This is a genomic window from Variovorax sp. GW460-12-1-14-LB1 (assembly GCF_059423605.1).
This window is the reverse complement of sequence record NZ_JBWKYF010000012.1, coordinates 32,599-55,708: the sequence shown is the minus strand read 5'-3', so window position 1 is coordinate 55,708 and position 23,110 is coordinate 32,599. Positions and strand designations below refer to the sequence as shown.

General features: G+C 68.4%; 22 protein-coding genes. 18 read left to right on the top strand and 4 right to left on the bottom strand.

Annotation, left to right across the window (positions count from 1 at the left end; all coding sequences use genetic code 11):
* Positions 1 to 54 precede the first annotated feature (54 nt).
* The 10 genes from AC07Y4_RS08870 (at position 55) to AC07Y4_RS08825 (ending at position 10,282) form a co-directional block, all read left to right on the top strand.
* Positions 55 to 1,707: a ShlB/FhaC/HecB family hemolysin secretion/activation protein gene (locus AC07Y4_RS08870; RefSeq protein WP_495274419.1), complete on the top strand. Its 1,653-nt coding sequence runs from the start codon at positions 55 to 57 to the stop codon at positions 1,705 to 1,707.
* A gap of 80 nt (positions 1,708 to 1,787) precedes the next feature.
* Entirely contained in the window at positions 1,788 to 3,596 is a 1,809-nt protein-coding gene (locus tag AC07Y4_RS08865; RefSeq protein ID WP_062474098.1) for a DUF2341 domain-containing protein, read from the top strand.
* A gap of 12 nt (positions 3,597 to 3,608) precedes the next feature.
* Positions 3,609 to 4,022, top strand: coding sequence for an ExbD/TolR family protein (locus tag AC07Y4_RS08860; RefSeq protein ID WP_062474100.1), 414 nt, complete (start codon positions 3,609 to 3,611; stop codon positions 4,020 to 4,022).
* Positions 4,023 to 4,032: 10 nt separating this feature from the next.
* Positions 4,033 to 4,776, top strand: coding sequence for an energy transducer TonB (locus tag AC07Y4_RS08855; RefSeq protein ID WP_492735083.1), 744 nt, complete (start codon positions 4,033 to 4,035; stop codon positions 4,774 to 4,776).
* Between the two features lie 59 nt (positions 4,777 to 4,835).
* Positions 4,836 to 6,632, top strand: a complete 1,797-nt coding sequence (locus AC07Y4_RS08850) for a putative porin (protein ID WP_495274418.1) — start codon at positions 4,836 to 4,838, stop codon at positions 6,630 to 6,632.
* Positions 6,633 to 6,645: 13 nt separating this feature from the next.
* A complete protein-coding gene (locus AC07Y4_RS08845; protein WP_369646545.1) occupies positions 6,646 to 7,371 on the top strand; it encodes a hypothetical protein in 726 nt (241 codons plus the stop codon).
* The gene (locus AC07Y4_RS08840) at positions 7,368 to 8,315 is read left to right on the top strand and encodes a peptidylprolyl isomerase (RefSeq protein WP_495274417.1); all 948 of its coding nucleotides are present in this window, start codon (positions 7,368 to 7,370) and stop codon (positions 8,313 to 8,315) included. The genes AC07Y4_RS08845 and AC07Y4_RS08840 overlap by 4 nt, the downstream gene beginning before the upstream one ends.
* A 37-nt stretch (positions 8,316 to 8,352) precedes the next feature.
* Positions 8,353 to 8,901, top strand: a complete 549-nt coding sequence (locus tag AC07Y4_RS08835; protein ID WP_369629306.1) for a YbjN domain-containing protein — start codon at positions 8,353 to 8,355, stop codon at positions 8,899 to 8,901.
* A gap of 11 nt (positions 8,902 to 8,912) precedes the next feature.
* Complete coding sequence (locus AC07Y4_RS08830) at positions 8,913 to 9,197, top strand: hypothetical protein (RefSeq protein ID WP_070061194.1); 285 nt, start codon at positions 8,913 to 8,915, stop codon at positions 9,195 to 9,197.
* 68 nt (positions 9,198 to 9,265) lie between these two features.
* A complete protein-coding gene (locus AC07Y4_RS08825; protein WP_495274416.1) occupies positions 9,266 to 10,282 on the top strand; it encodes a phosphotransferase enzyme family protein in 1,017 nt (338 codons plus the stop codon).
* Positions 10,283 to 10,291: 9 nt separating this feature from the next.
* On the opposite strand, the gene AC07Y4_RS08820 is transcribed toward AC07Y4_RS08825, so the two are convergent.
* The gene (locus AC07Y4_RS08820; RefSeq protein WP_495274415.1) at positions 10,292 to 10,975 is read right to left on the bottom strand and encodes a class I SAM-dependent methyltransferase; all 684 of its coding nucleotides are present in this window, start codon (positions 10,973 to 10,975) and stop codon (positions 10,292 to 10,294) included.
* 108 nt (positions 10,976 to 11,083) lie between these two features.
* Here AC07Y4_RS08820 and AC07Y4_RS08815 point away from each other — a divergent pair, with 108 nt between their 5' ends.
* The 3 genes from AC07Y4_RS08815 to AC07Y4_RS08805 all read left to right on the top strand — a co-directional run bounded on the left by AC07Y4_RS08815 (position 11,084) and on the right by AC07Y4_RS08805 (position 12,550).
* Positions 11,084 to 11,386 (top strand): DUF3658 domain-containing protein, encoded by a 303-nt coding sequence (locus tag AC07Y4_RS08815; protein ID WP_495274414.1) that lies wholly within the window; start codon positions 11,084 to 11,086, stop codon positions 11,384 to 11,386.
* 401 nt (positions 11,387 to 11,787) lie between these two features.
* Positions 11,788 to 12,033, top strand: coding sequence for a cytoplasmic protein (locus AC07Y4_RS08810; protein ID WP_495274413.1), 246 nt, complete (start codon positions 11,788 to 11,790; stop codon positions 12,031 to 12,033).
* A gap of 61 nt (positions 12,034 to 12,094) precedes the next feature.
* Positions 12,095 to 12,550: a GNAT family N-acetyltransferase gene (locus AC07Y4_RS08805; RefSeq protein WP_495274412.1), complete on the top strand. Its 456-nt coding sequence runs from the start codon at positions 12,095 to 12,097 to the stop codon at positions 12,548 to 12,550.
* Positions 12,551 to 12,592: 42 nt separating this feature from the next.
* Here the strand turns inward: AC07Y4_RS08805 and AC07Y4_RS08800 are convergent, their stop codons facing one another.
* The gene (locus tag AC07Y4_RS08800; protein ID WP_495274411.1) at positions 12,593 to 13,792 is read right to left on the bottom strand and encodes an MFS transporter; all 1,200 of its coding nucleotides are present in this window, start codon (positions 13,790 to 13,792) and stop codon (positions 12,593 to 12,595) included.
* Positions 13,793 to 14,203: 411 nt separating this feature from the next.
* On the opposite strand from AC07Y4_RS08800, the gene AC07Y4_RS08795 reads away from it, so the two are divergent.
* Complete coding sequence (locus AC07Y4_RS08795; protein WP_095745864.1) at positions 14,204 to 15,613, top strand: DUF2130 domain-containing protein; 1,410 nt, start codon at positions 14,204 to 14,206, stop codon at positions 15,611 to 15,613.
* A 29-nt stretch (positions 15,614 to 15,642) separates the two neighbouring features.
* Positions 15,643 to 16,050, top strand: coding sequence for a GNAT family N-acetyltransferase (locus tag AC07Y4_RS08790; protein WP_495274410.1), 408 nt, complete (start codon positions 15,643 to 15,645; stop codon positions 16,048 to 16,050).
* A gap of 18 nt (positions 16,051 to 16,068) precedes the next feature.
* Here the strand turns inward: AC07Y4_RS08790 and AC07Y4_RS08785 are convergent, their stop codons facing one another.
* Positions 16,069 to 16,593: an Lrp/AsnC family transcriptional regulator gene (locus tag AC07Y4_RS08785; protein ID WP_062474115.1), complete on the bottom strand. Its 525-nt coding sequence runs from the start codon at positions 16,591 to 16,593 to the stop codon at positions 16,069 to 16,071.
* Positions 16,594 to 16,685: 92 nt separating this feature from the next.
* Between AC07Y4_RS08785 and AC07Y4_RS08780 the strand changes: the two genes are divergently transcribed.
* Together AC07Y4_RS08780 and AC07Y4_RS08775 are read left to right on the top strand one after the other, a co-directional pair.
* Positions 16,686 to 20,294 (top strand): indolepyruvate ferredoxin oxidoreductase family protein, encoded by a 3,609-nt coding sequence (locus tag AC07Y4_RS08780; RefSeq protein WP_495274409.1) that lies wholly within the window; start codon positions 16,686 to 16,688, stop codon positions 20,292 to 20,294.
* A gap of 86 nt (positions 20,295 to 20,380) precedes the next feature.
* A complete protein-coding gene (locus AC07Y4_RS08775) occupies positions 20,381 to 20,737 on the top strand; it encodes a hypothetical protein (RefSeq protein ID WP_487848533.1) in 357 nt (118 codons plus the stop codon).
* Here AC07Y4_RS08775 and AC07Y4_RS08770 read toward each other — a convergent pair.
* The gene (locus AC07Y4_RS08770) at positions 20,715 to 21,671 is read right to left on the bottom strand and encodes a LysR family transcriptional regulator (protein WP_495274408.1); all 957 of its coding nucleotides are present in this window, start codon (positions 21,669 to 21,671) and stop codon (positions 20,715 to 20,717) included. The genes AC07Y4_RS08775 and AC07Y4_RS08770 overlap by 23 nt on opposite strands.
* A gap of 134 nt (positions 21,672 to 21,805) precedes the next feature.
* Between AC07Y4_RS08770 and AC07Y4_RS08765 the strand changes: the two genes are divergently transcribed.
* The gene (locus tag AC07Y4_RS08765) at positions 21,806 to 23,047 is read left to right on the top strand and encodes a metal-dependent hydrolase family protein (RefSeq protein ID WP_487848535.1); all 1,242 of its coding nucleotides are present in this window, start codon (positions 21,806 to 21,808) and stop codon (positions 23,045 to 23,047) included.
* Positions 23,048 to 23,110: the final 63 nt, after the last annotated feature.

Below are 23,110 nucleotides of genomic sequence, written 5' to 3'. Positions count from 1 at the left end.
TGAGCCGCTGCCACGCGAGCTTCATCCTTGAGAACCGAGCTGTAAATGCATGACATGAAGAAGAACGCCCCACCGACCTGCTGGAGAGCGGTGTGGCTGGCGGTGATGGCGATCGGTGCCCCGGCGGCAGCGTTCGCACAAGCACCTGCCGCTGTCTCCACGCCGGCCGCGACCTCGGCCACCCCACCGGCCGCGCCCGCGGCCACCGAACCGGCCCGCAAGGTCGACATCGCCGAATACATCGTGCGCGGCAACACCGTGCTGGACGCCCGCGCCATCGAGAAGGCGGTCACGCCCTTCCTCGGCCCCGAGCGCACGCTCAAGGACGTGGAGGGCGCGCGCGACGCGCTGCTCGCGGCCTACCAGGCGGCGGGCTACCAGTCGGTGTATGTCGACCTGCCCGAGCAGCAGGTCACGCAGGGCGTGGTGTTCCTGCAGGTCAACGAGACCCGCGTGGGCCGCGTGCGCGTGGTGGGCGCCGAGTACAACTCGCCGCTCGACGTGCGCGACCAGGTGCCGGCGCTGAAGGAGGGCGGCGTGCCCGACTTCAACAAGGCCCTGGCCGAGCTCACCGCGCTCAACCGCAGCCCCAAGCGCCAGGTGATGCCGCTGGTGCGCCCCGGCACCATGCCGGGCACGATGGACGTCGACCTGAAGGTCGAGGACCAGAGCCCGTGGCGCGCCAGCGTGGGCCTGAACAACGACTACAGCGCCGACACGCGCAAGCTGCGCGCCAGTGCTTCGCTGGGCCACGACAACCTCTGGCAGATGGGCCACAGCGCCTCCATCAGCTTCTTCGGCGCGCCGCAGGACCTGAACCAGACGCAGGTGTTCTCGGCCTCGTACAACGCGCCGCTCAAGGGCACGAACTGGAGCCTGGAGGCCAACGCCTTCGTGTCCGACAGCAACGTGGCCACCGTGGGCGGCACCACCGTGCTGGGCAAGGGCCACTCGATCGGCCTGAAGGCCACCTACACCGTGCCCAACACCGGCAACTGGTGGCATGCCTTCAGCGTGGGCGTCGACTTCAAGAACAACAAGGAAGCGCTGACGCTCAAGGGCAGCGGCGACACCGTGCCGCTCAAGTACGCGCCGATCACGCTGTCGTACTCGGGCTTCCGCCAGACCGACAAGAGCCAGTACGGCGTGGGCGTGTCGCTGGTGGCGGGCACCAGCAGCTCGTTCAAGTACGGCAGCGACTGGGCGGCCTTCGACTACAAGCGCTACAAGGCCTCGCCCAGCTTCATGGTGCTGAAGACCGACCTCAACGGCGCGCACAGCTTCGAGGGCGGCACGCAGGTGGCCTTCCGCGTCAACGCGCAGATGACCGATTCGCCGCTCGTCTCGAGCGAGCAGATCGCCGCGGGCGGCATGAACTCGGTGCGCGGCTATCTCTCGGCCGAGGCCACCGGCGACTACGGCGTGGTCGGCTCGGTCGAGCTGCGCAGCAAGCCGCTCGCCTTCCTGGGCAGCACCGTCGAGAACTGGCGCGTGTACGCCTTCGCCGATGCCGCGCGGCTGCGCCTGAAGAGCCCGCTGCCCGAGCAGGCCGAGCGCTTCTCGCTGTATTCGGTGGGCGTGGGCACGACCTTCAAGGTGGGCACGTATTTCTCGGGCCGCGTCGACATCGGCTATCCGCTGGTCGACGGCCCGCGCACCAGGAAGCACGACACGCAGGTGAATTTCAGCATCACCGCGAGCTACTGACCGAACGAACGACCGACGGCAACAGCCATTCCTCTTTTCGATTTTTTTCTCATTCCACGAGCTTTCCGGAGAACCCTGTCATGCGACGACTTCTTTTCATCGCGCTCACGCTGCTGAGCACGCTCCTGCCGGGCCTGGCCCATGCCTGGTGGCAGGCCGAATGGGCCTACCGCAAACCCGTCACCATCGACGGCGGCCCGCAGGCCGGCGCCATCGGCAGCGATGCCGGCCGCGTGCCGGTGCTGGTGCGCCTGCACACGGGCAACTTCAAGTTCGAAGGTGTGAGCGAGACCGGCGCCGACCTGCGTTTTGTGGCGGGCGACGACAAGACCGTGCTCAACCACCAGATCGAGCAGTTCGATCCGCTCTTGGGCATCGCGCTGATCTGGGTCGACGTGCCCAACGTCTCGGCCGGCACGCCGCAAAAGCTGTGGATGTACTACGGCAACCCCAAGGCCCCGGCCTCGGGCAACGGCCAGCGCAGCTTCGACCCCGACTACACGCTGGTCTACCACTTCGCCGAAGGCGCGGTGCCGCCGCGCGACACCACCGCCTACGGCAACAACGGCCAGACCGCGGCAGTGCCGGTGGAAGGCACGGTCATCGGCAAGGGCGCCCAGCTCGGCAACGGCGCGCTGATGCTGCCCGCCACGCCCTCGCTGGCCGTGACGGCCGGCGGCACGCTGACCTTCTCGGCCTGGATCAAGCCCGACTCGCTCGGCGCGCGCCAGGCGATCTATGCGCGCCGCGACGGCGCCGGCGAGCTCGTGGTCGGCATCGACCAGGGCGTGCCCTTCGTGCAGGTCAACGGCCAGCGCAGCACGCCGGGCCAGCCGGTGCAGGCCGGCCAGTGGGCGCACCTCGCGGTGAAGGCCGAGGGTGACAGCGTCGCGCTGTATGTGGGCGGCCGTCCGGCCGTGTCGCTGGCGGCGAAGCTGCCCGCGCTGAACACCGCTGCCGCGCTCGGCGCGGATGCACCGGCTGCCGCACCCGCTGCACCGGGCGCTGCACCCGTCGCCGGTTTTGCCCCGTTCACCGGCGCGATCGACGAAGTGCGCCTGTCGAAGGTCGCACGCCCCGATGCGCTGCTGCTGGCCGATGCCGTGTCGCAAGGCGCCGAGTCGCGCCTGGCCGCTTTCGGCCCCGACGAGCAGCAGGCCGGCAAGAGCCACTTCGGCTTCATCCTGGCCGCGATGCCGCTGGACGCGTGGATCGTGGTCGGCCTGCTGGGCCTGATGATGGCGCTGTCGTGGGCCATCATGATCGGCAAGGGCCGCAACTTCGGCGCCACCTCGCGCGCCAACGCCACCTTCATCGAGCACTTCCGCGAAGCCGCCGGCGCGCCGCTGGACCGCCTGGCCACCAACAACACGGTGCCGCAGGAAGTGCGTGCCGATTCCTCGCTGTGGCGCCTGTACGAAGTGGCCATCGAGGAGATGCGCCGCCGCCATGACCGCGGCTACGACCTGAACGCCGTGTCGGCCTCCACCATCGGCGCCATCCGCGCCGCGATGGACGGCGTGATGGTGCGCGAGACCGAGCGCATGTCCAAGCGCATGAACTGGCTGTCGACCACCATCGAAGGCGCGCCGTACGTGGGCCTCTTTGGCACCGTGATCGGCATCATGCTGGTGTTCGTGGTGGCGGCCATGGCCGGTGCCGTGGACATCAACTCGGTGGCGCCCGGCATGGCCGCCGCGCTGCTGTGTACCGCCGCCGGCCTGGGCGTCGCGATCCCCGCGCTGTTCGGCTACAACTGGCTGGCCTCGCGCTCGGACGCCATCGGCGCCGACATGGCCGTGTTCGTCGACGAGTTCGTCACGCGCCTGGCCGAAGAGCAGGGCGAGGGCCGCTCGCTGCCGGTGGCCGTGCAGGCGCGCCGCGCCTGAGGACCGCGCACCATGGCAAACACAGCCGCGAAGTTCGCCGTGCGCAAGCGCACGGGCGGCATCAACATCACGCCCTTCGTCGACGTGCTGCTGGTGGTGCTGGTGATCTTCATCCTCACCAGCAACGCCAGCATCCCGGGCATCAAGGTCGACCTGCCCAAGGCCAGCGCCTCGGTGGCGCTGGAAAAGCCCAAGACCAAGGCCATCACGATCGACAACGCCGGCAACGTGTTCCTGGACGCCTACCCGGTCACGCTGCCCGAGCTCGAGGAGCGCCTGCGCACCGAGAAGGCGCTGTCGCCCGACTTTCCCGTGATCGTGCGTGGCGATGCCAGCGTGCAGTACGCGAAGGTGGTCGACGTGCTCGACCTGCTGCGCCGCATCGAGCTGAACCAGATCGGCCTCGTGACCGGCAAGCAGAAGTGAGGACCGGAGCGTGAACCCTCGCGACCCGATTTCTTCTGCCTCGCCCGCGCCGCGCTCCAGCGGCACGGGTGGAACGGCCGCGCTGTGGCGCCGCTGGGGCGGGGTGGTCATCGGCCTGGCGATCGTCGTGGCGCTGGCGCTGCTCGTGTGGCGGCTCTTGTCCGACACCGCGAGCCAGAAGCGCGTGGTGGCCGACGCGCCCACGCTGATGCTGCCGCCGCCCCCGCCACCGCCGCCCGAACCCGAGAAGCTGCCCGAGCCCGAGCCGGAAAAGATCAAGCCCGAAGTGGTCGAGCCCGAGCCCAAGCCGGTCGAGCCGCTGGAAGCGCCGAAGGACGACGCGCCACCCAGCCCCTCGAAAGACCTGGGCGACCCGGTGACCATGGACAGCGCCGGCCAGGCCGGCAACGACGCCTTCGGCATCCAGGCTGGCAGCGGCGGCGGCATGAGCGGCACCGGCGCCGGCGGCGGCCTGGGCAGCGGCTCGTACGCGCGCTACGTGTCGAGCATGTTGCAGCAGGCGCTGTCGCGCGATCCGCGCACGCGCCAGCTGGTGTTCGACGACATCCAGATCGACCTGTGGCTCGGCGCCGATGGCAAGACCACGCGCGCCCAACTGGTGCGCGGCACCGGCACCGAGGACATCGACGAGGCCGTGCTGGCGCTGGTGCGCGGGCTCGACCGCGTCGACGAACGTCCGCCGGCCTCGATGCGCTTTCCGATGCGCGTGTCGATGAGAGGCCGTCGGCCATGACTTTCCACACCTGTACGGCCGACGCCCGGCCCGACTCCTTTCCTCCAGTGAACGAAGCGATGAACACCCTGCACAACACCCTCCCGCGCCGGGGCGCGATGCCGGCCCTGCGCCAGTGCGCGCTCGCGGCGGCCGTGGCCTCCGCCTTCGTGCTGTCGGCCGGCACCGCCATGGCCCAGACCGCCACCGCGCCCGCGGGCGAATCCGCCATGGTCAAGCTGATCCGCGGCCTCATTCAAAGCGGCACGCTCGCCAAGGACGTGGGCGAAGCGCTGCTGGCGCAGGCCCAGACCGAAGCCATCGCCGCGCAGCAGGCACAGCGCCAGGCGGCCGTGTCGGCCACCGCCGCATCGGCCACCGTCGCGGGCGGCATGCGCCTCGAAGCGGGTGACGTGCGCGTGCCCTACATCTCGCAGACCGTGCGCGACCAGATCCGCGACGAGGTCAAGGCGCAGGTCATGGCCCAGGCCAAGGACGAAGGCTGGGCCGCGCCCAACGAGACGCCCGAGTGGAGCAAGCGCATCCGCTTCGAAGGCGACGTGCGCGTGCGCAACGAATCGCGCAGCTATGCCGGCAACAACAGCGACATCGAGATCAACTGGCCCTCGCTCAACCAGGGCAGCGGCTACGACGTCAACCCGAACACCAACCTGTCGCTGCCGTCGATCCTGAACACGCGCCAGGACCGCCGCAACCTGTTCCGCGCCCGCGCACGCGTGGGCCTGCTGGCCGACCTGTCGGAGGACACCAAGGCCGGCGTGCGCCTGGCCTCGGGCAGCGACGAGAGCCCCGTCTCGACCACCACCACGCTGGGCGGCGGCCTGGGCAAGAAGAGCGTGTGGCTCGACCAGATGTGGATCTCGCACAAGCCGACCGACTGGCTCACCGTGACGGGCGGGCGCTTCGGCAACCCCTTCATGTCGACCGACCTGCTGTATTCGAGCGACCTGAACTTCGACGGCATTGCCGCGCAGTTCGACAAGAAGCTCGCTGCGAACCGCGACCTCTCGCTGTTCGGCACGTTGGGCCTCATCCCGCTCGAGTACTCGGCGGACGGTTCGCCCACGCGCAGCCAGCGCAAGATGAAGAGCGAGAACAAGTGGCTGCTCGGCGCGCAGGTGGGCGCCGACTGGAAGATCAACGAAGACAACCGCGTGCGCGGCGCGCTGGCGTACTACAACTTCCGCAACGTCAGCGGCCAGGTCTCCGAGCCCTGCGCGCTGTATGCGGGCGCCGACGGCTGCAGCACCGACTGGTCGCGCCCGGCCTTCATGCAGAAGGGCAACACGCTCATGCTGCTGCGCGACATCTCGCTCGACCCGCTCAACCCGGCCGGCACGCCGCAGCCGCAGTACGTGGGCCTGGCCTCGAAGTTCCGCCTGATCGACCTGAACCTGCGCTGGGACACCCAGGTGGCTGGCAACAACCTGCGCCTGGACGCCAACTTCGTGCGCAACACCGCCTACGACGCCAACGACATCTGGAAGCGCGGCGGCATCCGCGGCGCCATCGTGAACAACTTCGGCCCGACCGGCGGCACCACCCAGTCCGACTTCAAGAGCGGCGGCAACGCCTACATGCTGCAGGCCACCTACGGCAAGCCGGCACCGGCCGCGCGCGGCGACTGGAACGTGCTCGCGGGCTACAAGCGCATCGAGCCCGACGCCATGCCCGACGGCTACAACGATTCGAGCTTCCACGGCGGCGGCACCAATGCGCGCGGCTACTTCCTGGGCGGCTCGTACGCGATCGACAAGAACATGTGGTTCACCGGCCGCTGGATCTCGACCAAGGAGGTCTACGGCCCGCCGCTGTCGATCGACACCTTGCAGCTCGAATTCAATGCGCGTTTCTAAGAAGGAGTCCGCCGTGTCCCGAACGATCTTCCCGGCGCTGGCCCTGGCCGCGCTGGCCGCCACGGCCGGCGTCGCGCAGGCCCAGCAGCCGCAGGGCCAGAGCATGGAGGAGCGGCTGCGCGCGCAGCTGCGCACCACCACCACCCAGCTGCAGCAGGCGCAGAACGAGCTGGCCGCGCTCAAGGCCGGGCAGCCCGCGGGCAAGGCGCCCGCGGCACCCGGCGCGCCGCCGGCCGCGTCCGAACTCGAGACGCTGAAGAAGGAACTGGCCGCTAGCCAGGCCCAGCTCGCGTCCGAGCGCCACGCGCGCGGCCAGGCCAGCGCCGGCAACGCGCAGCTGCGCGAGCAGGCCCAGGCCGCGAGCGAGAAGGCGGGCGCGCAGATCGCGCAGTTCCGCGGCGCCTACGACGAGCTGCTGAAGATGGCGCGCGCCTCCGAGGCCGAGCGCCAGCGCCTGGCCGGCGAGGCCGCGCTGCAGCGCACCGCGCTCACGCAGTGCGAGGCCAAGAACACGCAGCTGTATGCCGTCGGGCAGGAAGTGCTGCGCGCCTACGAAACCATGGACGTGGGCAGCGTGCTCGCCTCGCGCCAACCCTTCGCGGCGCAAAGCCGCGTCAAGTACGAACAGATCGCGCAGCAGTACGGCGACAAGCTTTACGAGAGCCGCTTCGACGTGCGCGCCGTGAGCGCGCCGGCGCCAGCGGCGGCTGCATCCGCCACGGAAGGAAAGCCCCAATGACCCAGACACAAGCAACCCCCGCAGCTGGGCTCGGCCGCCGCCTGCGCGCGGCAGCCGGCGTGCTGCTCGTCTCGTCGGTCGGCGTGGCCGCCGCGCAGCAGCCCGCCGCGCCCGGCCCCGCCGTGGTCGCGCGCATCGGCGAAGTGACCATCGGCCAGGACGAGATCGAGAAGCTGCTGCAGACCCTGCCCGAGACCGAACGCGCCGCCGTCAAGGCCGACCGCGCGAGCCTCGACGGCTGGCTGCGCCAACGCCTCGTGAGCGAAGCGCTGCTGCGCGACGCCCGCGCCAAGGGCTGGGCCGACCGGCCCGACGTGAAGGCCAAGATCGACGCCGCCACGCGCGAGATCACCGCGCGCATCGTCGCCACCAGCTACCTCGAATCCGTGAGCCAGGTGCCCGCGGGCTTTCCGTCGGACGCCGAGGTGAAGGCTGCCTACGACCAGGGCAAGACCGGCTTCAACCTGCCGGCCACCTACCGCGTGGCGCAGATCTACCTGGCCACGCCCGAGCGCGACCCGGCCGCCATCGCCAAGGTGCGCGACGAAGCCAACCGCCTCGCCAGGCAGGCACGCAGCGGCGACTTCGCCGCCGTGGCGCGCGCCAGCTCGCAGGACCGCCGCAGCGCCGAACGCGGGGGCGAGGTCGACACGCTGCCGCTCGCGCGCATCCTGCCCGAGCTGCGCGACACCGTGGCCAAGCTCAAGCAGGGCCAGGTCAGCGAACCGGTGCAGGCCGAGGCCGGCTTCCACATCGTCAAGCTGCTCGACACCCAGCCTGCGCGCACCGCCACCCTCGAGGAGATGAAGCCGCAACTGCAGGCCGCGCTGCGCCAGCAACGCCAGCAGCAGCTGGTGCAGGCCTACATGGCCCAGCTGGCGCCGCCGGCGCAACTGAGCATCGACAGCGCCGCGCTCGACGCCGCGCTCAAGAAAACCAACTGAACACATTCCCCCTTTTTCCTGAAAGAACAACCACACCATGAACACCACCGCCACGACCCCGGACACCGACGACCAGGCCGCCACGCCGGCGCCTTTCGAGATGCTCGACGCCGTCACGCCCGACCAGGTGTCGGACGCCATCAAGGCCGCCGGCGGCGCCGTCACCGCCATCGAACAGGATGGCGTGGTGCGCCTGCACAGCGCCAGCCACGGCATCGGCTTCCAGGTGCTGTGGGGCAACGCCGTCACCACCACCCAGTACACCGACTTCACCCTGAGCTGCCCGCTGCGCGTGCAGGGCGGCACGCTGCCCGAGGCCGTGCTCGCCGCCTGGCACCGCAGCAAGCGCTTTGCGCGCGTGGCGCAGCACGGCGACTTCGTCGTGCTCGAGATGGACGTGGTCGTGGCCGGCGGCGTCAGCCCCGCCTACCTGGCCTTTGCCGTGCGGCTGTGGATGCAGATGATGGGCGAGTTCTTCCTGCACCTGCGCAACTACGGCCCCGCCGCCGAGACGCGCGGCGACGCGGCGAATGCCGACGCCGCTGCTGCCACCGCCGCCGTCCAGGGTGTGCCCGCCGCCGCGTGATGCCACTGCCCATGCGCGCCGCATCCGGCCTGTCCGTGGACGACCACCACCATCCCTCGCACGACTCGCCCACGGGCCGCGCCATCCAGGCCGCGGCGCGCCAGGCCCAACGCGCGCGCCGCGCCGAAACCGTGCGACTGCGCCAGCGCGCCGCGCTGCTCGAGCTGCTGGTGCAGACCATGGCGGAGCTGCACATCTCGATGGCCGAACTCAATGCGGCGCGCAAGGCGCTGGCGCCTGCGTGGCGGCAGGTGGGGGACGGGGGCGCCTCGCTCGATCGCGATCTGGAGCGTTGACGCCATGCGGCGAGGCGGCGCAGGGTAGGGCAGAATCGCGCGCCCCACGCTCCCGAAAGGCCGCACCCGTGACGACGCCCGCCCGCTCTGCCCAGATCGCACAGACCACGCCCACGGGCGCCGCCATCGCGGAGAAGGTGGCGCAGGCCTACGACTTCGGCGAGGTCCGGTCGTGCGAGCTGCTGCGGCGCAGCTTCAACCATGTCTACGGCCTGCAGTTTGCCGACGGCCGCCACGCCGTCGCGCGCCTGAGCGCCGACCGCCCGCGCGGCGCCCCCAACATCGGCTACGAAACGGCACTGCTCGTGCACCTGAAGGCCAAGGGCGTTCCGGTGGCCGGCGCGCTGGCGGCACGCGACGGCGCACATGCTGTCGCGATGGACCTGCCCGAGGGCGAGCGTCCGCTGATCCTGTTCGAGCACCTCGACGGCGACGTGCCCGGCGACGTGCTGCCCGACGTTGAAGCCACCGGCCGCGGCCTGGCACTGCTGCACGACGCCGCGCAGGACTACCACGGCCCCGCCAGCCGCTACACCCTGGAACTGCCCGACCTGCTGCACGCGTCGCTGGAGCGCCTGCACGCCGCGCCCACCATGACCGACGCGCTGCGCCCGGAGTTCGGCGCCATCGCGCGCGCGCTCGAAGCCCGCATCGCCGCGATGCCGGCCTTGACGCGCGTTCACGGGCACGGCGATTGCCACGGCATGAACAACTTCGTGACGGAGGGTCTTGACGGCGTGCGCGTCGCCTCGTTCTTCGACTTCGACGACGCGGGCCCCGGCTGGCTGGCCTACGACCTGTGCGTGTACCTGTGGGCGATGCACCCGCGCACTGCGGGCGGAACGCTCGATGCGACGTCGCTGGCGCGCTGGCGCAGCTACCTGGCGGGCTACCGCAGCGTGCGTCCGTTGCCTTCGGCGGACGTCGACGCCATCGCCGCCTTCATGGCGGTACGGCAGTTTTGGCTCATGGGCGAACACGCGGGCCGCATCGCGGTGTGGGGCACGCAGTCGATGCCGACGAGCTGGCTGCGCACGCAGGTGAAGATGTTGACGGCGTGGGCGGAGTTGCGAACGCCCGAGTGAGGATTCGGCTCAGGCTTGCGCGACCCAGCCTCTGAATGCCAGGCCCGCATAGAACAAGCGGACGTTGGTGAAACCCGTCTCTTCCAGCAGTGCCTCTTCCTGCGCCGGGCTGAGCAGCGTCAGCGTGGAACCGATCGCGGATGCGGCCTTGCGCGCGTTGTCCGGATCGACACCAGAAGCCGCCGCGAAGGCGACGTAACGCGAGAGCCACAGCTCTCGCTCCCCACCCGCCTGGGGAAAGCTGAGATGCGCCATGACGAACGGCGCACCGGGCTTCAGGCGGTGACGAATTTCCATCAGCGTCGACCTGCGTTCATCGAGCGTCAGGAAGTGCATCGTCAACAGGCAGGTCGCCGCATCGAACGGGCCTTCGGGTGCGGTGTCGGTGTAGCCGTGGTGCAGCGCGACCCGCTCGGCGAGCGCACCGAGCGTTTCCGCGGCGAGGTCGAGCATGGGCTGCGACGGATCGACGCCGACGAAATGCCACCGGGGATGCGCCTGCGCGAGCACCTTCAACTCCATGCCACCGCCGGCGCCGATGACCAGCACGTTGGCCGCATCCGGTGCGCGCTCGGCGACGAGCAGGGCTGCCATCGTCTGCAGGTCGTGCAGGCCTGGGACCAGGCGGGCGGTCTTCTCGGCGTAGTTGTTGGTGGTGGACGACGTGCTGAAGGCGGGCGCGGATTGGGACATGAGGACAGTCTATGTGGGCATTGCATGCCTCGCAGGCGCAAGGTATTCGGCAGAATCCGGCCGGAAGCGGATGTCCACCCGGGGCACGCCTCATGGGGTTTCAGAACAATGATTGACGACGACACCTTCGACACCGAACTCTCACCCGCCGAGCGTGAGCAGGTAGCCAGGCTGCCTGAGTCGGACCTGGCGCTCATCGACGCGGCGCTTCTTTCGCAAGTGTCCGGCCAATGGCGCAAGGTGGCGCGCGTGGTTGGCATGGCGATGCTGTCGATGCCCGATCACACGGAGGACGTTCCCGATGCGTTCTTCGCGAGACGGGTTGCCTTGCTTGTCGAGTCCGGGCGGTTGGAGTCGCAGGGCGACCTTCGACGCATGCGGTTCAGCGAGGTGCGGTGGAGATCGGCCTGACGGCAGAATGCCGCCAATAGTGGTCCGGAACAACTTCCCCTTCATCACAACGGGAGCAGGAGCTGATGGCAAGCCGCATCATGTACATCGAAGCGAAGACAGGCGGCCTGACGGGGCCGGCTCGCATTGGGCGAGTCACGTGCTCCAAGTCCGGGGCCACGCTGTACTACGCAGGGAAGTCCTTCCGCAGCCTGAAGGGGGACGGTTTCAAGTCGAATTATTTCGACGTTGAAACCGGCGAGCACTATTGGATTTCAGGGCCTCGACGCGATGGGAGAGATGCCCTCTACGCGACGCATGTTCGGCCCATCGTGGACGCAGACGCTCAGGACGAGTATTGGACGAAGGTTCGCGGTGTGGCGAAGTTGCCCCATGGCGAACGATAGGGCCAGGAGCCAACCGTGGACATCATTTCTGCGCACGCTTTCAGCAGCAACCACAGAGAGCAGATCGAGACGAGCGAGGTCTGCGGCTGCTTCTATTGCTTCGCAAAGTTCTCGCCAGCGGAGATCGTTGAATGGACCGATCAAGGTTCGACCGCGCTGTGCCCGAGATGCGCCATCGACTCGGTCATCGGCGCTGCGTCGGGGGTTCCCTTGTCCGATGAGTTCTTGCGGCAGATGCATGCCCATTGGTTCGACGCGTAGTCAATTTCGGTCAGAAGCGGACTTCTCCTGAAGCAGACTTCATTCAATGAAGACAACCGCCATGCCCACCGCGACCCTCCAGGTCCGACGCGCGAAGTTTGAGGACGCCGCGCGCATCGATGCGCTCTACGGTCAACTGGTCGCAGACGCGGCGCGCTGCGTGCTGCCCGAGCGCCTGCAGGAGTTGTACGAAGACCCGCGGACGGCGCTTCTTGTCGCGGAGATCGACGGCCAGGTGTGCGCCACGGTGCTGGTCTCGCTGTGCGAAGACGTGATGTACAAGCGGCAGCCGTTCGCTGTCGTGGAGAACGTCGTCGTCGACGCGGCCGCTCGCAACCGAGGGGTCGGGGCCGCGCTGATGCGGGAGGTCGAGGCGTTTTGTGCGGCGAGCGATTGCTCGAAGATCATGTTGCTGAGTTCGGTGGAGCGTGAGGACGCCCATCGGTTCTTCGAGCGCTGCGGCTTCGATGCCTCGATCAAGCGCGGGCTCGTCAAATATCGACGGTCCTTTGCTTGAAATCCCAGCCCGGAGCAGGCCTTCGGTCGACCTGCCACAGCCTCAGACCAGCGTCGAAGCCCGCCCCGCCTGCGACCCCCTCGCAAGCCGCCACGTCATCCCGATCCCCACAACCGTCGCGATCAGCCCCACCAGGAACACACTGTCGTGACCGTAGTGGTCAGCAATCAGCCCCGCCATCGGGCCTGTGACGCCGTACGCCAGATCCTGGAACGCCGCGAAGCCGCCGATGGCCGTTCCGCGCAGGTGGGCGGGCACGCGCTTGACGGCCTCCAGTCCCATGGCGGGGAAGACCATCGAGCACCCCATGCCGGTCAGCAGTGCGCCCACCATCGCCACGGCGGGATGGGGTGCCAGCCACAGCAGCGCTTGACCCACGGCCTCGATCGCCAGGGAGACGAGCGCCACTTTGATTCCGCCGATGCGGTCGGGCAAGCGACCCGCCAGCAGTCGTACCAGGACGAAGCCCAGGCCGAAGCATGTCAGTCCGTAGCCGGCACCCTGCCAGCCATGGGCCAGGAAGTACAAGGGGAAGAACGCACCCAAGGCCGCAAAGCCGACGCCTTGCAGGCCCACGACTGCGCCTTGCTTCCAGATGAGCCCCAGCACATCGGAGAACGGCGCGCGGCGCCCCTGAGCCGACATGGCGGGCGCGATGGACCACAGCATTGCGCCGCTGACCAGCGGCAAGGCGATGCTGCCCGCCATCAGGCCGGCGAAGCCGAGCCGCTCCAGCAGCCAGAGGCCCAGCGGGCCGCCTACCGCGAAAGCGCCATACATGCCGGTGCCGACGAGTGCTATGACCTGCCCGGAACGCGCGGGGCCCATGGCCGCCATGGCCCAGCCCAGCATGCCGACGAGCGCGAAGCTTTCGCCGAGGCCCAGCACGAGACGCCCCACCAGAAGAACCAGGTACGCGCCGACGCCATGGCCCAGCATCGGCAGCGAGGACGCCCAGCACAGGAGCGATGCCGCCGCATAGAGGACAAGGCCCCGGAACATGGCGAACTTGCCGCCGCGTTCGTCAGCCAGCCTGCCCGCCCAGCCGCGACTCAGGATGGTGGACAGGAAAGCAATGCCGACACCCAGGCCGGACGCGACATTGCCCATGCCCAGCGTCTGCGAGACATGGAGCGTCACAGCCGGCATCGACATGGCGACAGACAGGTAAGCGAGAAATAGCGCGAGGGTCATCCAGACCAACGTGCGCAGGGAAGAAGAGTTTGTTTGGACGTTCGTCATCGAGCGCCGCTCCTTGAGTTTTCAAAGGCAGCACCAGCCGGTCGAATGGGCGGGACGATGAGCACCGAAGCGACCCACGCACACCGCCAGTCGGCATGCGGGTGCCACTGGTGATGCGTTGGTTGACGTAAACGCTTACGGCTGGATGGAGCTCTGAATAGGTCAGAGTCGATTTTTGCAGCGGCGATTCTAGCAACGTGATCGAGAGCCGATCATCCGCTCGCAGACGTCGGTCTCGGTCTTCAAGCGCCTGCCGCTCGCCGGCGCTTCCTGTCCGGCTACAGTCGGATGGCTCCATGTCCCTGACCCTATGAACAGCATCACTCCCTGCGATCCCGCCCGAACGGCGCGGCGCTTCGCTGCACTCCCTCTCTTGTCGACGCCCACCCTGACGATGGAGCGCACATAGCCATGCACGAAATCATCTGCCCCCATTGCAGCAAGGCATTCAAGATCGATGAAGCCGGTTACGCGGACATCCTGAAGCAGGTGCGCGACGGCGATTTCGAGAAGCAGTTGCACGAGCGGCTGGAACTGGCCGAGCGCGACAAGCGCGCTGCCGTCGAACTCGCCCAGACCCGGGCCGCTGGCGAACTGCAGAAGGCCGCCGCCGCCAAGGACGGCGAGATCCAGGAACTCAAGGCGAAGCTCGAAGCCGGCGATGTCGCGCGCAAGCTCGCCGTGAGCGAGGCCCTGGGCGCCGTGGAGCGGGAGCGCGACGCGCTCGCCAACGAGCTCGAAAAGGCCAAGCAGGACAAGCTGGCCGCCACCGCGCTCGCCGAGGCGCGGCACGTGGGCGAACTGCAGAAGAGCGCCGCCGCGAAGGACGTGGAGATCCAGGAACTGAAGGCCCGGCTCGACGCCATCGAGGTGGCGAAGAAGCTCGCGATCAGCGAGGCTGTCAGCGTGGTCGAGAAGGAGCGGGACCAGTGGAAGAGCGGCCTCGAGCGGGCGGAGCTCGAGAAGCAGCTCGCCGAGAAATCGCTCAAGGACAAGTACGAAACGCAGATCAAGGACCGCGACGACGCGATCGAGCGGCTGCGCGACATGAAGGCGCGCCTGTCGACCAAGATGGTGGGCGAGACCCTGGAGCAGCATTGCGAAACCGAGTTCAACCGCATCCGGTCGATGGCGTTTCCCCGCGCCTACTTCGAGAAGGACAACGACGCGCGCACGGGCAGCAAGGGCGACTACATCTTCCGCGACGCGGACGAGGCGGGCACCGAGATCGTCTCGATCATGTTCGAGATGAAGAACGAGAACGACCGCACGGCCACGAAGAACAGGAACGAAGACTTCCTGAAGGAACTCGACAAGGACCGCACCGAAAAAGGCTGCGAGTACGCGGTGCTGGTGTCGCTGCTCGAGCCCGACAACGAGCTGTACAACACCGGGATCGTCGACGTGTTCCATCGCTACCCGAAGATGTATGTCGTGCGCCCGCAGTTCTTCCTGCCCATCATCACGCTGCTGCGCAATGCGGCGATGAATTCGCTCAAGTACAAGTCGGAGCTGGCGCTGGTCAAGGCGCAGAACATCGACATCACGAAGTTCGAGACCGAGCTGGAAACCTTCAAGGCGGCCTTCGGCAGGAACTACGACCTGGCCCACGGCCACTTCCAGAAGGCGATCGCGGAGATCGACAAGTCGATCGACCACCTGCAGAAGACGAAGGAAGCGCTGCTCGGCACCGACCGCAACCTGCGCCTTGCGAACGACAAGGCACAGGACGTGACGATCAAGAAACTGACCCGCGGCAACCCGACGATGGCGGCCAAGTTCGCTGAACTGAAGAAGCTCGGGTCTTCCGAGACGGAATGACGCTGGCGCAGGCGCTACCCAGGAAACACATGAACCACATCACCATCGACTACCGTCAGGACGTGCCCCTGGACCCGGTCGAGGTCGCCCGCGTCTTCGACCGCTCCGGCATCAAGCGCCCCACGAACGATCTCGCCCGCATTGCGCGGATGTTCGCCGCCCCCAGCCTCCTGCTGTCGGCCTGGGTCGACAACGAACTGGTGGGGTTGTCGCGGTCGCTGACCGACCATGCGTACTGCTGCTACCTGTCGGACCTGGCGGTGGACAAGAAGTACCAGGGCCATGGCATCGGCCGGGAACTCGTGCAGCGCACGCAGGCGATCATCGGCGACGAGGTGTCGCTGATCCTGCTCTCGGCACCCGACGCGATGTCTTACTACCCGACACTCGGCTTCGAGTTGGCGCAGAACGCGTACGTCATCCGGCGCAAGTGCTAGAGGCCACTGCGCCACGCCTCACGGCGACCGCCGTGACCCCGCCAGCCCGGCCTTCGCATCCAGCAGGTGCCCGAGCGGCAGCGCCGTTTCCGACTTGATCTCGCGCAGCACGATGCTCGAGCGCACGTGCGTTACGCCGGGCAGGCTGAACAGCACCTCGTGCAGGAAGCGCTCGTAGTGCTTCATGTCGGGCACGGTCACGTTGAGGATGTAGTCCGCGGGGCCGGTGGCCGACACGCAGCGGATGATCTGCGGGCTCGCGGCCACGGCTTCTTCGAAGCGCTGCACCATCGCCTCGCTGTGGCGGTCGAGGTTCACCTCGGCCACGGCCGACACGTGCAGGCCCACGTGCTCGGGATCGACGAGCGCGGTGTAGCCGCGGATGACGCCGGCCGCCTCCATGTCCTTGATGCGCTTCCAGCAGGGCGTGGGCGACAGGCCCACGGCCTCGGAAATCTGCTGCACGGTCTGCCGGCCGTCATGCTGCAGTGCAGAAAGAATCTTGAGGCAATGCTCGTCAAGAGAAACAGAACCGACGTTCATCGTGATTTTCGAGTGAATTCTTCTTCAAACAAGGGTCTGCGCCAGTGTATTGAAGAAACACTTACTTGGGGGGGCGCAGAACAATTTCGGGCATGAACGCCCCACTTGAAGCGACCGCACTCCGACGGCCCGACTACCAACTTTCCGACAACCTCTGGGCCGATGCCGGCTCGGTCTTCCTCACCGGCACGCAGGCGTTGATCCGCATCCTGGCGATGCAGGGCCAGCGCGACGCGGCGCGCGGCCTGCACACGCAGGGCTTCGTCAGCGGCTACCGCGGCTCGCCGCTGGGCATGGTCGACCAGGCCATCTGGAAGGCCGGCGAGCGCTTCAAGAAGACCGGCATCCGCTTCGTGCCCGCCGTGAACGAGGAGCTCGCGGCCACGCAGGTGCTGGGCACGCAGCGTGTCGAATCCGACCCCGAGCGCACCGTCGATGGCGTGTATGCCATGTGGTACGGCAAGGGCCCGGGCGTGGACCGCGCGGGCGATGCGCTCAAGCACGGCAATGCGTATGGCTCGTCGCCGCACGGCGGCGTGCTGGTGGTGGCGGGCGATGACCACGGCTGCGTGTCGTCGTCGATGCCGCACCAGAGCGACCACGCCTTCATGGCCTGGCGCATGCCGGTGATGCAGCCCGCCAGCGTGGCCGAGTACCTGGAGTTCGGCCTGTACGGCTACGAGCTGTCGCGCTATTCGGGCGCGTGGGTCGGCATGGCGGCGCTGTCGGAAATCGTGGAGAGCGCGGGCACGGTGGACCTCGATGCGGTGAACACACGCGTGGCCGCCTGGGAAGACGCCGATGCCGTGCGCGCCGCCACCGGCCACGCCGCGCCGCCCGACGGCCTGCACTACCGCTGGCCCGACCTGCCGTCGCTGCGCATCGAGTCGCGGCTGGAAGACAAGCTCGCGGCCGTGGCCGCCTTCACACAACGCAACAGCATCGACCGCCACGTCATCGTGAGCCCGCATGCCAAGGTGGGCATCGTCACCTGCGGCAAGGCGCACCACGATTTGATGGAGGTGCTGCGCCGGCTCGAACTCTCGCCCGATCAGCTCGCGCGCGCCGGTGTGCGGCTGTACAAGATCGGCCTGAGCTTTCCGCTCGAGCAGACGCGCCTCAAGGAATTCGCGCGCGGGCTCGGCGAGATCCTCATCGTGGAAGAGAAGGGCGCGGTGGTCGAGACGCAGCTGCGCGACATCTTCTACAACGCACCGCCCGAGGCGCGCCCCGTGCTCGTGGGCAAGCACGACCATGCGGGGCAGCCGCTGGTGTCGGCGCTCGGCGAGCTGCGGCCTTCGCGCCTCATCGAACTGGTCGCGCACTGGCTGGCCGCGCACTTTCCCGAGAACCACGACCTGGGCGATCACCTGCAGCACGTGCGCGACTTCACGCCGCCCGAGCTGCTGGCCAACGCGAGCGATGCGGTCAAGCGCGTGCCGTACTTTTGCGCCGGCTGCCCGCACAACACCAGCACCAAGGTGCCCGAAGGCTCGACGGCGCGCGCGGGCATCGGCTGCCACTTCATGGCCAACTGGATGGACCGCAGCACGGCGGGCCTGATCCAGATGGGCGGGGAGGGCGTCGACTGGATCTCGCACGCCATGTTCACCAAGACGCCGCACGTGTTCCAGAACCTGGGCGACGGCACTTACTACCACTCGGGCTACCTCGCGATCCGCCAGGCCGTCGCGGCCAAGGCCACGCTCACCTACAAGATCCTGTTCAACGACGCGGTCGCGATGACGGGCGGCCAGCCGGTCGACGGCGTCATCAGCGTGGACGCCATTGCGCGGCAGGTGGAATCGGAAGGCGTCACCAAGGTGGTGGTGGTGAGCGATGCCATCCATCACTACGACACCATCAAGAGCAAGTTTCCGGCGGGCACCGAGTTCCATGACCGCGCCGCGCTCGACGAGGTGCAGCGCCGCCTGCGCGAGATGCCCGGCGTGACCGTGCTCATCTACGAGCAGACCTGCGCCGCCGAGAAGCGCCGCCGCCGCAAGAAGGGCGAGCTGGCCGATCCGCCCAAGCGCCTGTTCATCAACGAGGCCGTGTGCGAGGGCTGCGGCGACTGCACCGTGCAGAGCAACTGCGTGGCCGTGCTGCCGCACGAGACGCCGATGGGCCGCAAGCGCAAGATCGACCAGACCAGCTGCAACAAGGACTACTCCTGCGCCAAGGGCTTCTGCCCCAGCTTCGTGGGCGTCACGGGCGGCAAGCTGCGCCGCAAGAGCGGGGCGCTCGCGGCCGGGCGCGATGCCTTCCTGCACCGCGTGGGCGCGCTCGCGCATCCCGCACCGCATGCGTGGACCGGCCCGTACGACCTGCTCGTGACCGGCGTGGGCGGCACCGGCGTGGTGACGGTGGGCGCGGTCATCGCGATGGCCGCGCACCTCGAGGCCAAGTCGGCCAGCGTGCTCGACTTCATGGGCTTCGCGCAGAAGGGCGGATCGGTGCTGAGCTTCGTGCGGCTGGCCGACACGCCCGAGCGCCTGAACCAGGTGCGCATCGACACGCAGCAGGCCGACGCCATCCTGGCGTGCGACGTGGTGGTGGGCGCCTCGGCCGACGCGCTGCAGACCGTGCGGCACGGGCGCACGCGCGTGCTCGCCAACATCCACGAGATCCCGGTGGCCGAGTCGCTGCGCAACCCTGATGCCGACCTGCATGTCGATCTGCTGCTGGAGAAGATGCGCTTCGTCGCGGGCGAGGAACAGGTCGAGACCTTCGATGCGCAGAGCCTGGCCGAAGAGTTCCTCGGCGACACGCTGGCCGCGAACATCGTGGCCACCGGCTATGCGTGGCAGCGCGGCCTCGTGCCGCTGAGCCTCGAGGCGCTCATGCACGCGATCGAACTCAACGGCGTGGCCGTGGCGGCCAACCAGTCGGCGTTCTCGCTGGGGCGGCTCGCGGCTGGCGACCCGGCGGCGCTCGACCAATTGCGCGCGGCACCGGTCGAGGCGGCGGCGCACCAGGTCGACGACCGCCCGCTGGACGCGCTGCTCGCCGATGCGCGTCGCCATCTCACCGGCTACCAGAACGCTGCATGGGCCGCGCGCTTCGAGCAGCGCATTCGCGCACTGCAGGCGGTCGAATCCGCAATGCCGGGCGGCGACGCGAGCCTGCCTTTCACGCGCAACGCGGCGCGCAGCCTCTTGAAGCTCATGAGCTACAAGGACGAGTACGAGGTCGCGCGCCTGTACACCGACGGCGCGTTCCTGCAGAAGCTGAAGGACCAGTTCGAAGGCGACCTGAAGCTCGAGTTCCACATGGCCCCGCCACTGCTCTCCCGCCCCGCGCACGGGCAGGCATCCGCCAAGATTCGCCTCGGTGCATGGATGCTGCCAGCGATGAAATGGCTGGCCCACGGCAAGCGCCTGCGCGGCACGCCCTTCGACCTGTTCGGCCACACGGCGGAACGCCGCACCGAGCGCGGGCTGATCGATCACTTCGACCGCCTGCTGCAGGAAATGGCCACCGCGCTGACGCCCGACAACCAGCCGACGGCCGCACGCATCGCGGCGCTGCCGCTGTCGGTGCGCGGCTTCGGCCATGTGAAGCTGGCGAACCTGGATGCGGCGCGCCTGCGCGAGGCCGAGCTGCTGCACCGCTTTGCGCCATCGCGCTACGCGAAGCCAGTGGAGGCGCCCGGCGCCGGGCAGATTCGGGGCATCGCCATCGTGGCCAGCGCGCGGTAGCGGGCGCGGGTGGCGAGCGTGAGTTGCTCGGCTACGATCCTTGCCGAAGCACTCACGCCCGCCACACCCCGACGATCACAGGACCCATGCGCGCCTTCCTCTACTACGCCCTGATGCTCCTGCTCGGATATGCCTGGTACAGGTACGGACAGAAGCTGCTGCGCAAGGGCTATCGCGATGAGAAGGGCGAACTCACCCAGGGGCTCGTAGGGCCCGTCGGATTCCTGCTGACCGCTGGCGTGACCTGCTACCTCTTCTTCGCCATGCTGCGCGCCCTGGTCCGGGGCGAGGTGCCCTGCGTCGGAAAGGGCTGCGTGGGGCAGCTCTACACACTGGCGGCGCATGCAGGTGAGTACTGGGCCAACATGTTTTTCATCGCATGGTGTGTCCTGGGCTTGGGCTACGCGATGTACGTGACGCTCAGGATCTGGTTCCGGGCTTAGCCCGCGCAGTGCGCGCAGCCGGCTCCCGCGCCAGCATCTCGACGACCAAAGCAATGAACCACTGGTGCAGCGCCGAGGTCTCGTGCCGCTCGTGCCAGACCAACTCGACGGTGCGCGCCGGCGCCGCCAGCGGTGGCGCCACGCGCTTGAGGCCCGTCATGCGCATCGTCTCCAGGCCCTCGGACCAGGGCAGCACGGCGATCAGGTCGGAGCGGCGTACGGCCTCGTAGGCTGCGGAGTAGTGACTCACCGTGCTGACGAGGTTGCGCTGCAGGCCACGGCTTTGCAGCACGCGGTCGTAGATGCCACCGACACGGCCCGCCAGGCTCACGTCGAGGTGGCGGGCGGCCAGGAATTTCTTCAGCGGAATCTTGTCCAGCTTCGCCAGCGGATGGTCGTTGCGCATGAAGCAGGCGAAGTCCACCGACCACAGCCGGCGTGAGCGCATGAAGCCCGGGCGCTGCACGTCGTCGTTGTAGGCGCCGATGGCGAAATCGGCCCGGTTGTCGTCCAGCGACTGCCCGAAGTCCACGACCGTGCCGGGGTGGGTGTGCAGCCGCATCCCTGGCGCGAGTTCGCCGAGCCGTTCGAGCAGGCGGGGGGCGACGATGCAGGCCACGTAGTCGGTCATCGAGACCGTCAGGCGGGCGTCGCTTTGTGAGGCATCGAAGCTCTCGCCCTCGAGCGTGCCCCGGATGGTGCGCAGCGAGCGCGCCAGCGGCGCCCACAACTCCGTGGCGCGCCGCGTCGGGCGGATGCCCGCGCCGTTGCGCACGAACATAGGGTCGCCGTAGGTTTCGCGCAGCCGGCGCAACGCGTTGCTGACCGTGGGCTGCGTGAGCGACAGCTTGGACGCGGCGCGCGTCACATTGCCTTCGTTCATGAGGGCTTCGAAGACCTTCAGCAGGTTGAGATCGGCGTTGCGGTAATTCATGGGCAGGGGAGGCTGAAACCATTCACATGGTCAATGGAGTGGATTCAGCATATAAATTTTTCGGAATTGTGACGCGATCCTACGATCCCGTCATTCCTCACCGCTCATGCCCTCGGAACCCGGCAAACAGACCCATGACTCAGATCCTCGTCAAGAACGCCCGCCTGCTCGATCCGCTGAAGCCCGAGCTGCAGGACCGCCACGACATCCTGATCGAGGGCGACACCATCCGTGAGGTGTCCGACCGGCCGATCGTGGCGCGCGATGCGCGGGTCATCGACGCCGCAGGCAAGACCGTGATGCCCGGCCTGATCGACCTGCATGTGCACGTGGTGGCCGTCGACCTGAACCTGCAGCGCCAGGCGCTGATGCCCAACGTGCTGGCGACGCTGCGCAGTCTGCCGATCCTGCGCGGCATGCTGCGCCGCGGCTTCACCACCGTGCGCGACGCCGCCGGCGCGGGCGATGCGTTCAAGCAGGCGGTGCAGTCGGGGCTGGCGCAGGGGCCGCGCCTGTTCGTCTCGGGCCGCGCACTGAGCCAGACCGGCGGCCATGGCGACGGCCGCGCGCGCTCCGACTACCTGGTGGCCAACGCCGTGTGCCCCAACTGCGCCCGCGTGGGCATGCTCGCCCGCGTGGCCGACGGCGTGGACGCCGTGCGCAAGGCCGTGCGCGAAGAACTGCAGATGGGCGCCGACCAGATCAAGATCATGGCCGGCGGCGGCGTGGCGTCGCCCACCGACCCGGTCGATGCCCTGGGCTACAGCGAGGACGAGATCCGCGCCATCGTCGGGGAGGCCGCGGCCCGCAACACCTACGTGCTGGCCCACGCCTACACCCCGGCCGCGATCCAGCGCGTGGTGCGCTGCGGCGTGCGCACGATCGAGCACGGCAATCTGGTCGATGCACCCACCGCCGCGCTCATGGCCGCGCACGGCGCCTATGTGGTGCCCACGCTGGTGACCTACGACGCGCTCGCCAACGAAGGCGCGGCGCTGGGGCTGCCGCCCGCCAGCGTGGCCAAGGTGGAAGACGTGCGCGGCGCCGGGCTGCGCTCGCTCGAGATCTACAGGTCGGCCGGCGTGAAGATGGGCTTCGGCACCGACCTGCTGGGCGAATCGCATCGCCTGCAGAGCGACGAGTTCCGCCTGCGTGCCCAGGTGCTGTCGCCGGCCGAGATCATCGCCAGCGCCACGCTGATCGGCGCCGAGGTGCTGGGAATGAGCGACCGGCTCGGCCGGCTGATCCCGGGCGCGCTGGCCGACCTGTTGCTGGTCGATGGCGACCCGATGCGCAACCTCGATTGCCTGTTGGGGCAGGGCGAGCGCATTCCCCTGGTGATGAAGGCCGGCGTGGTCGAGTTCGACGCGCTGTAGCCCGTACCCCCGAGCTGTTCAGACAACCTGCCGGATGCCTCCGGCCCTCTTCAAGGAAACGAC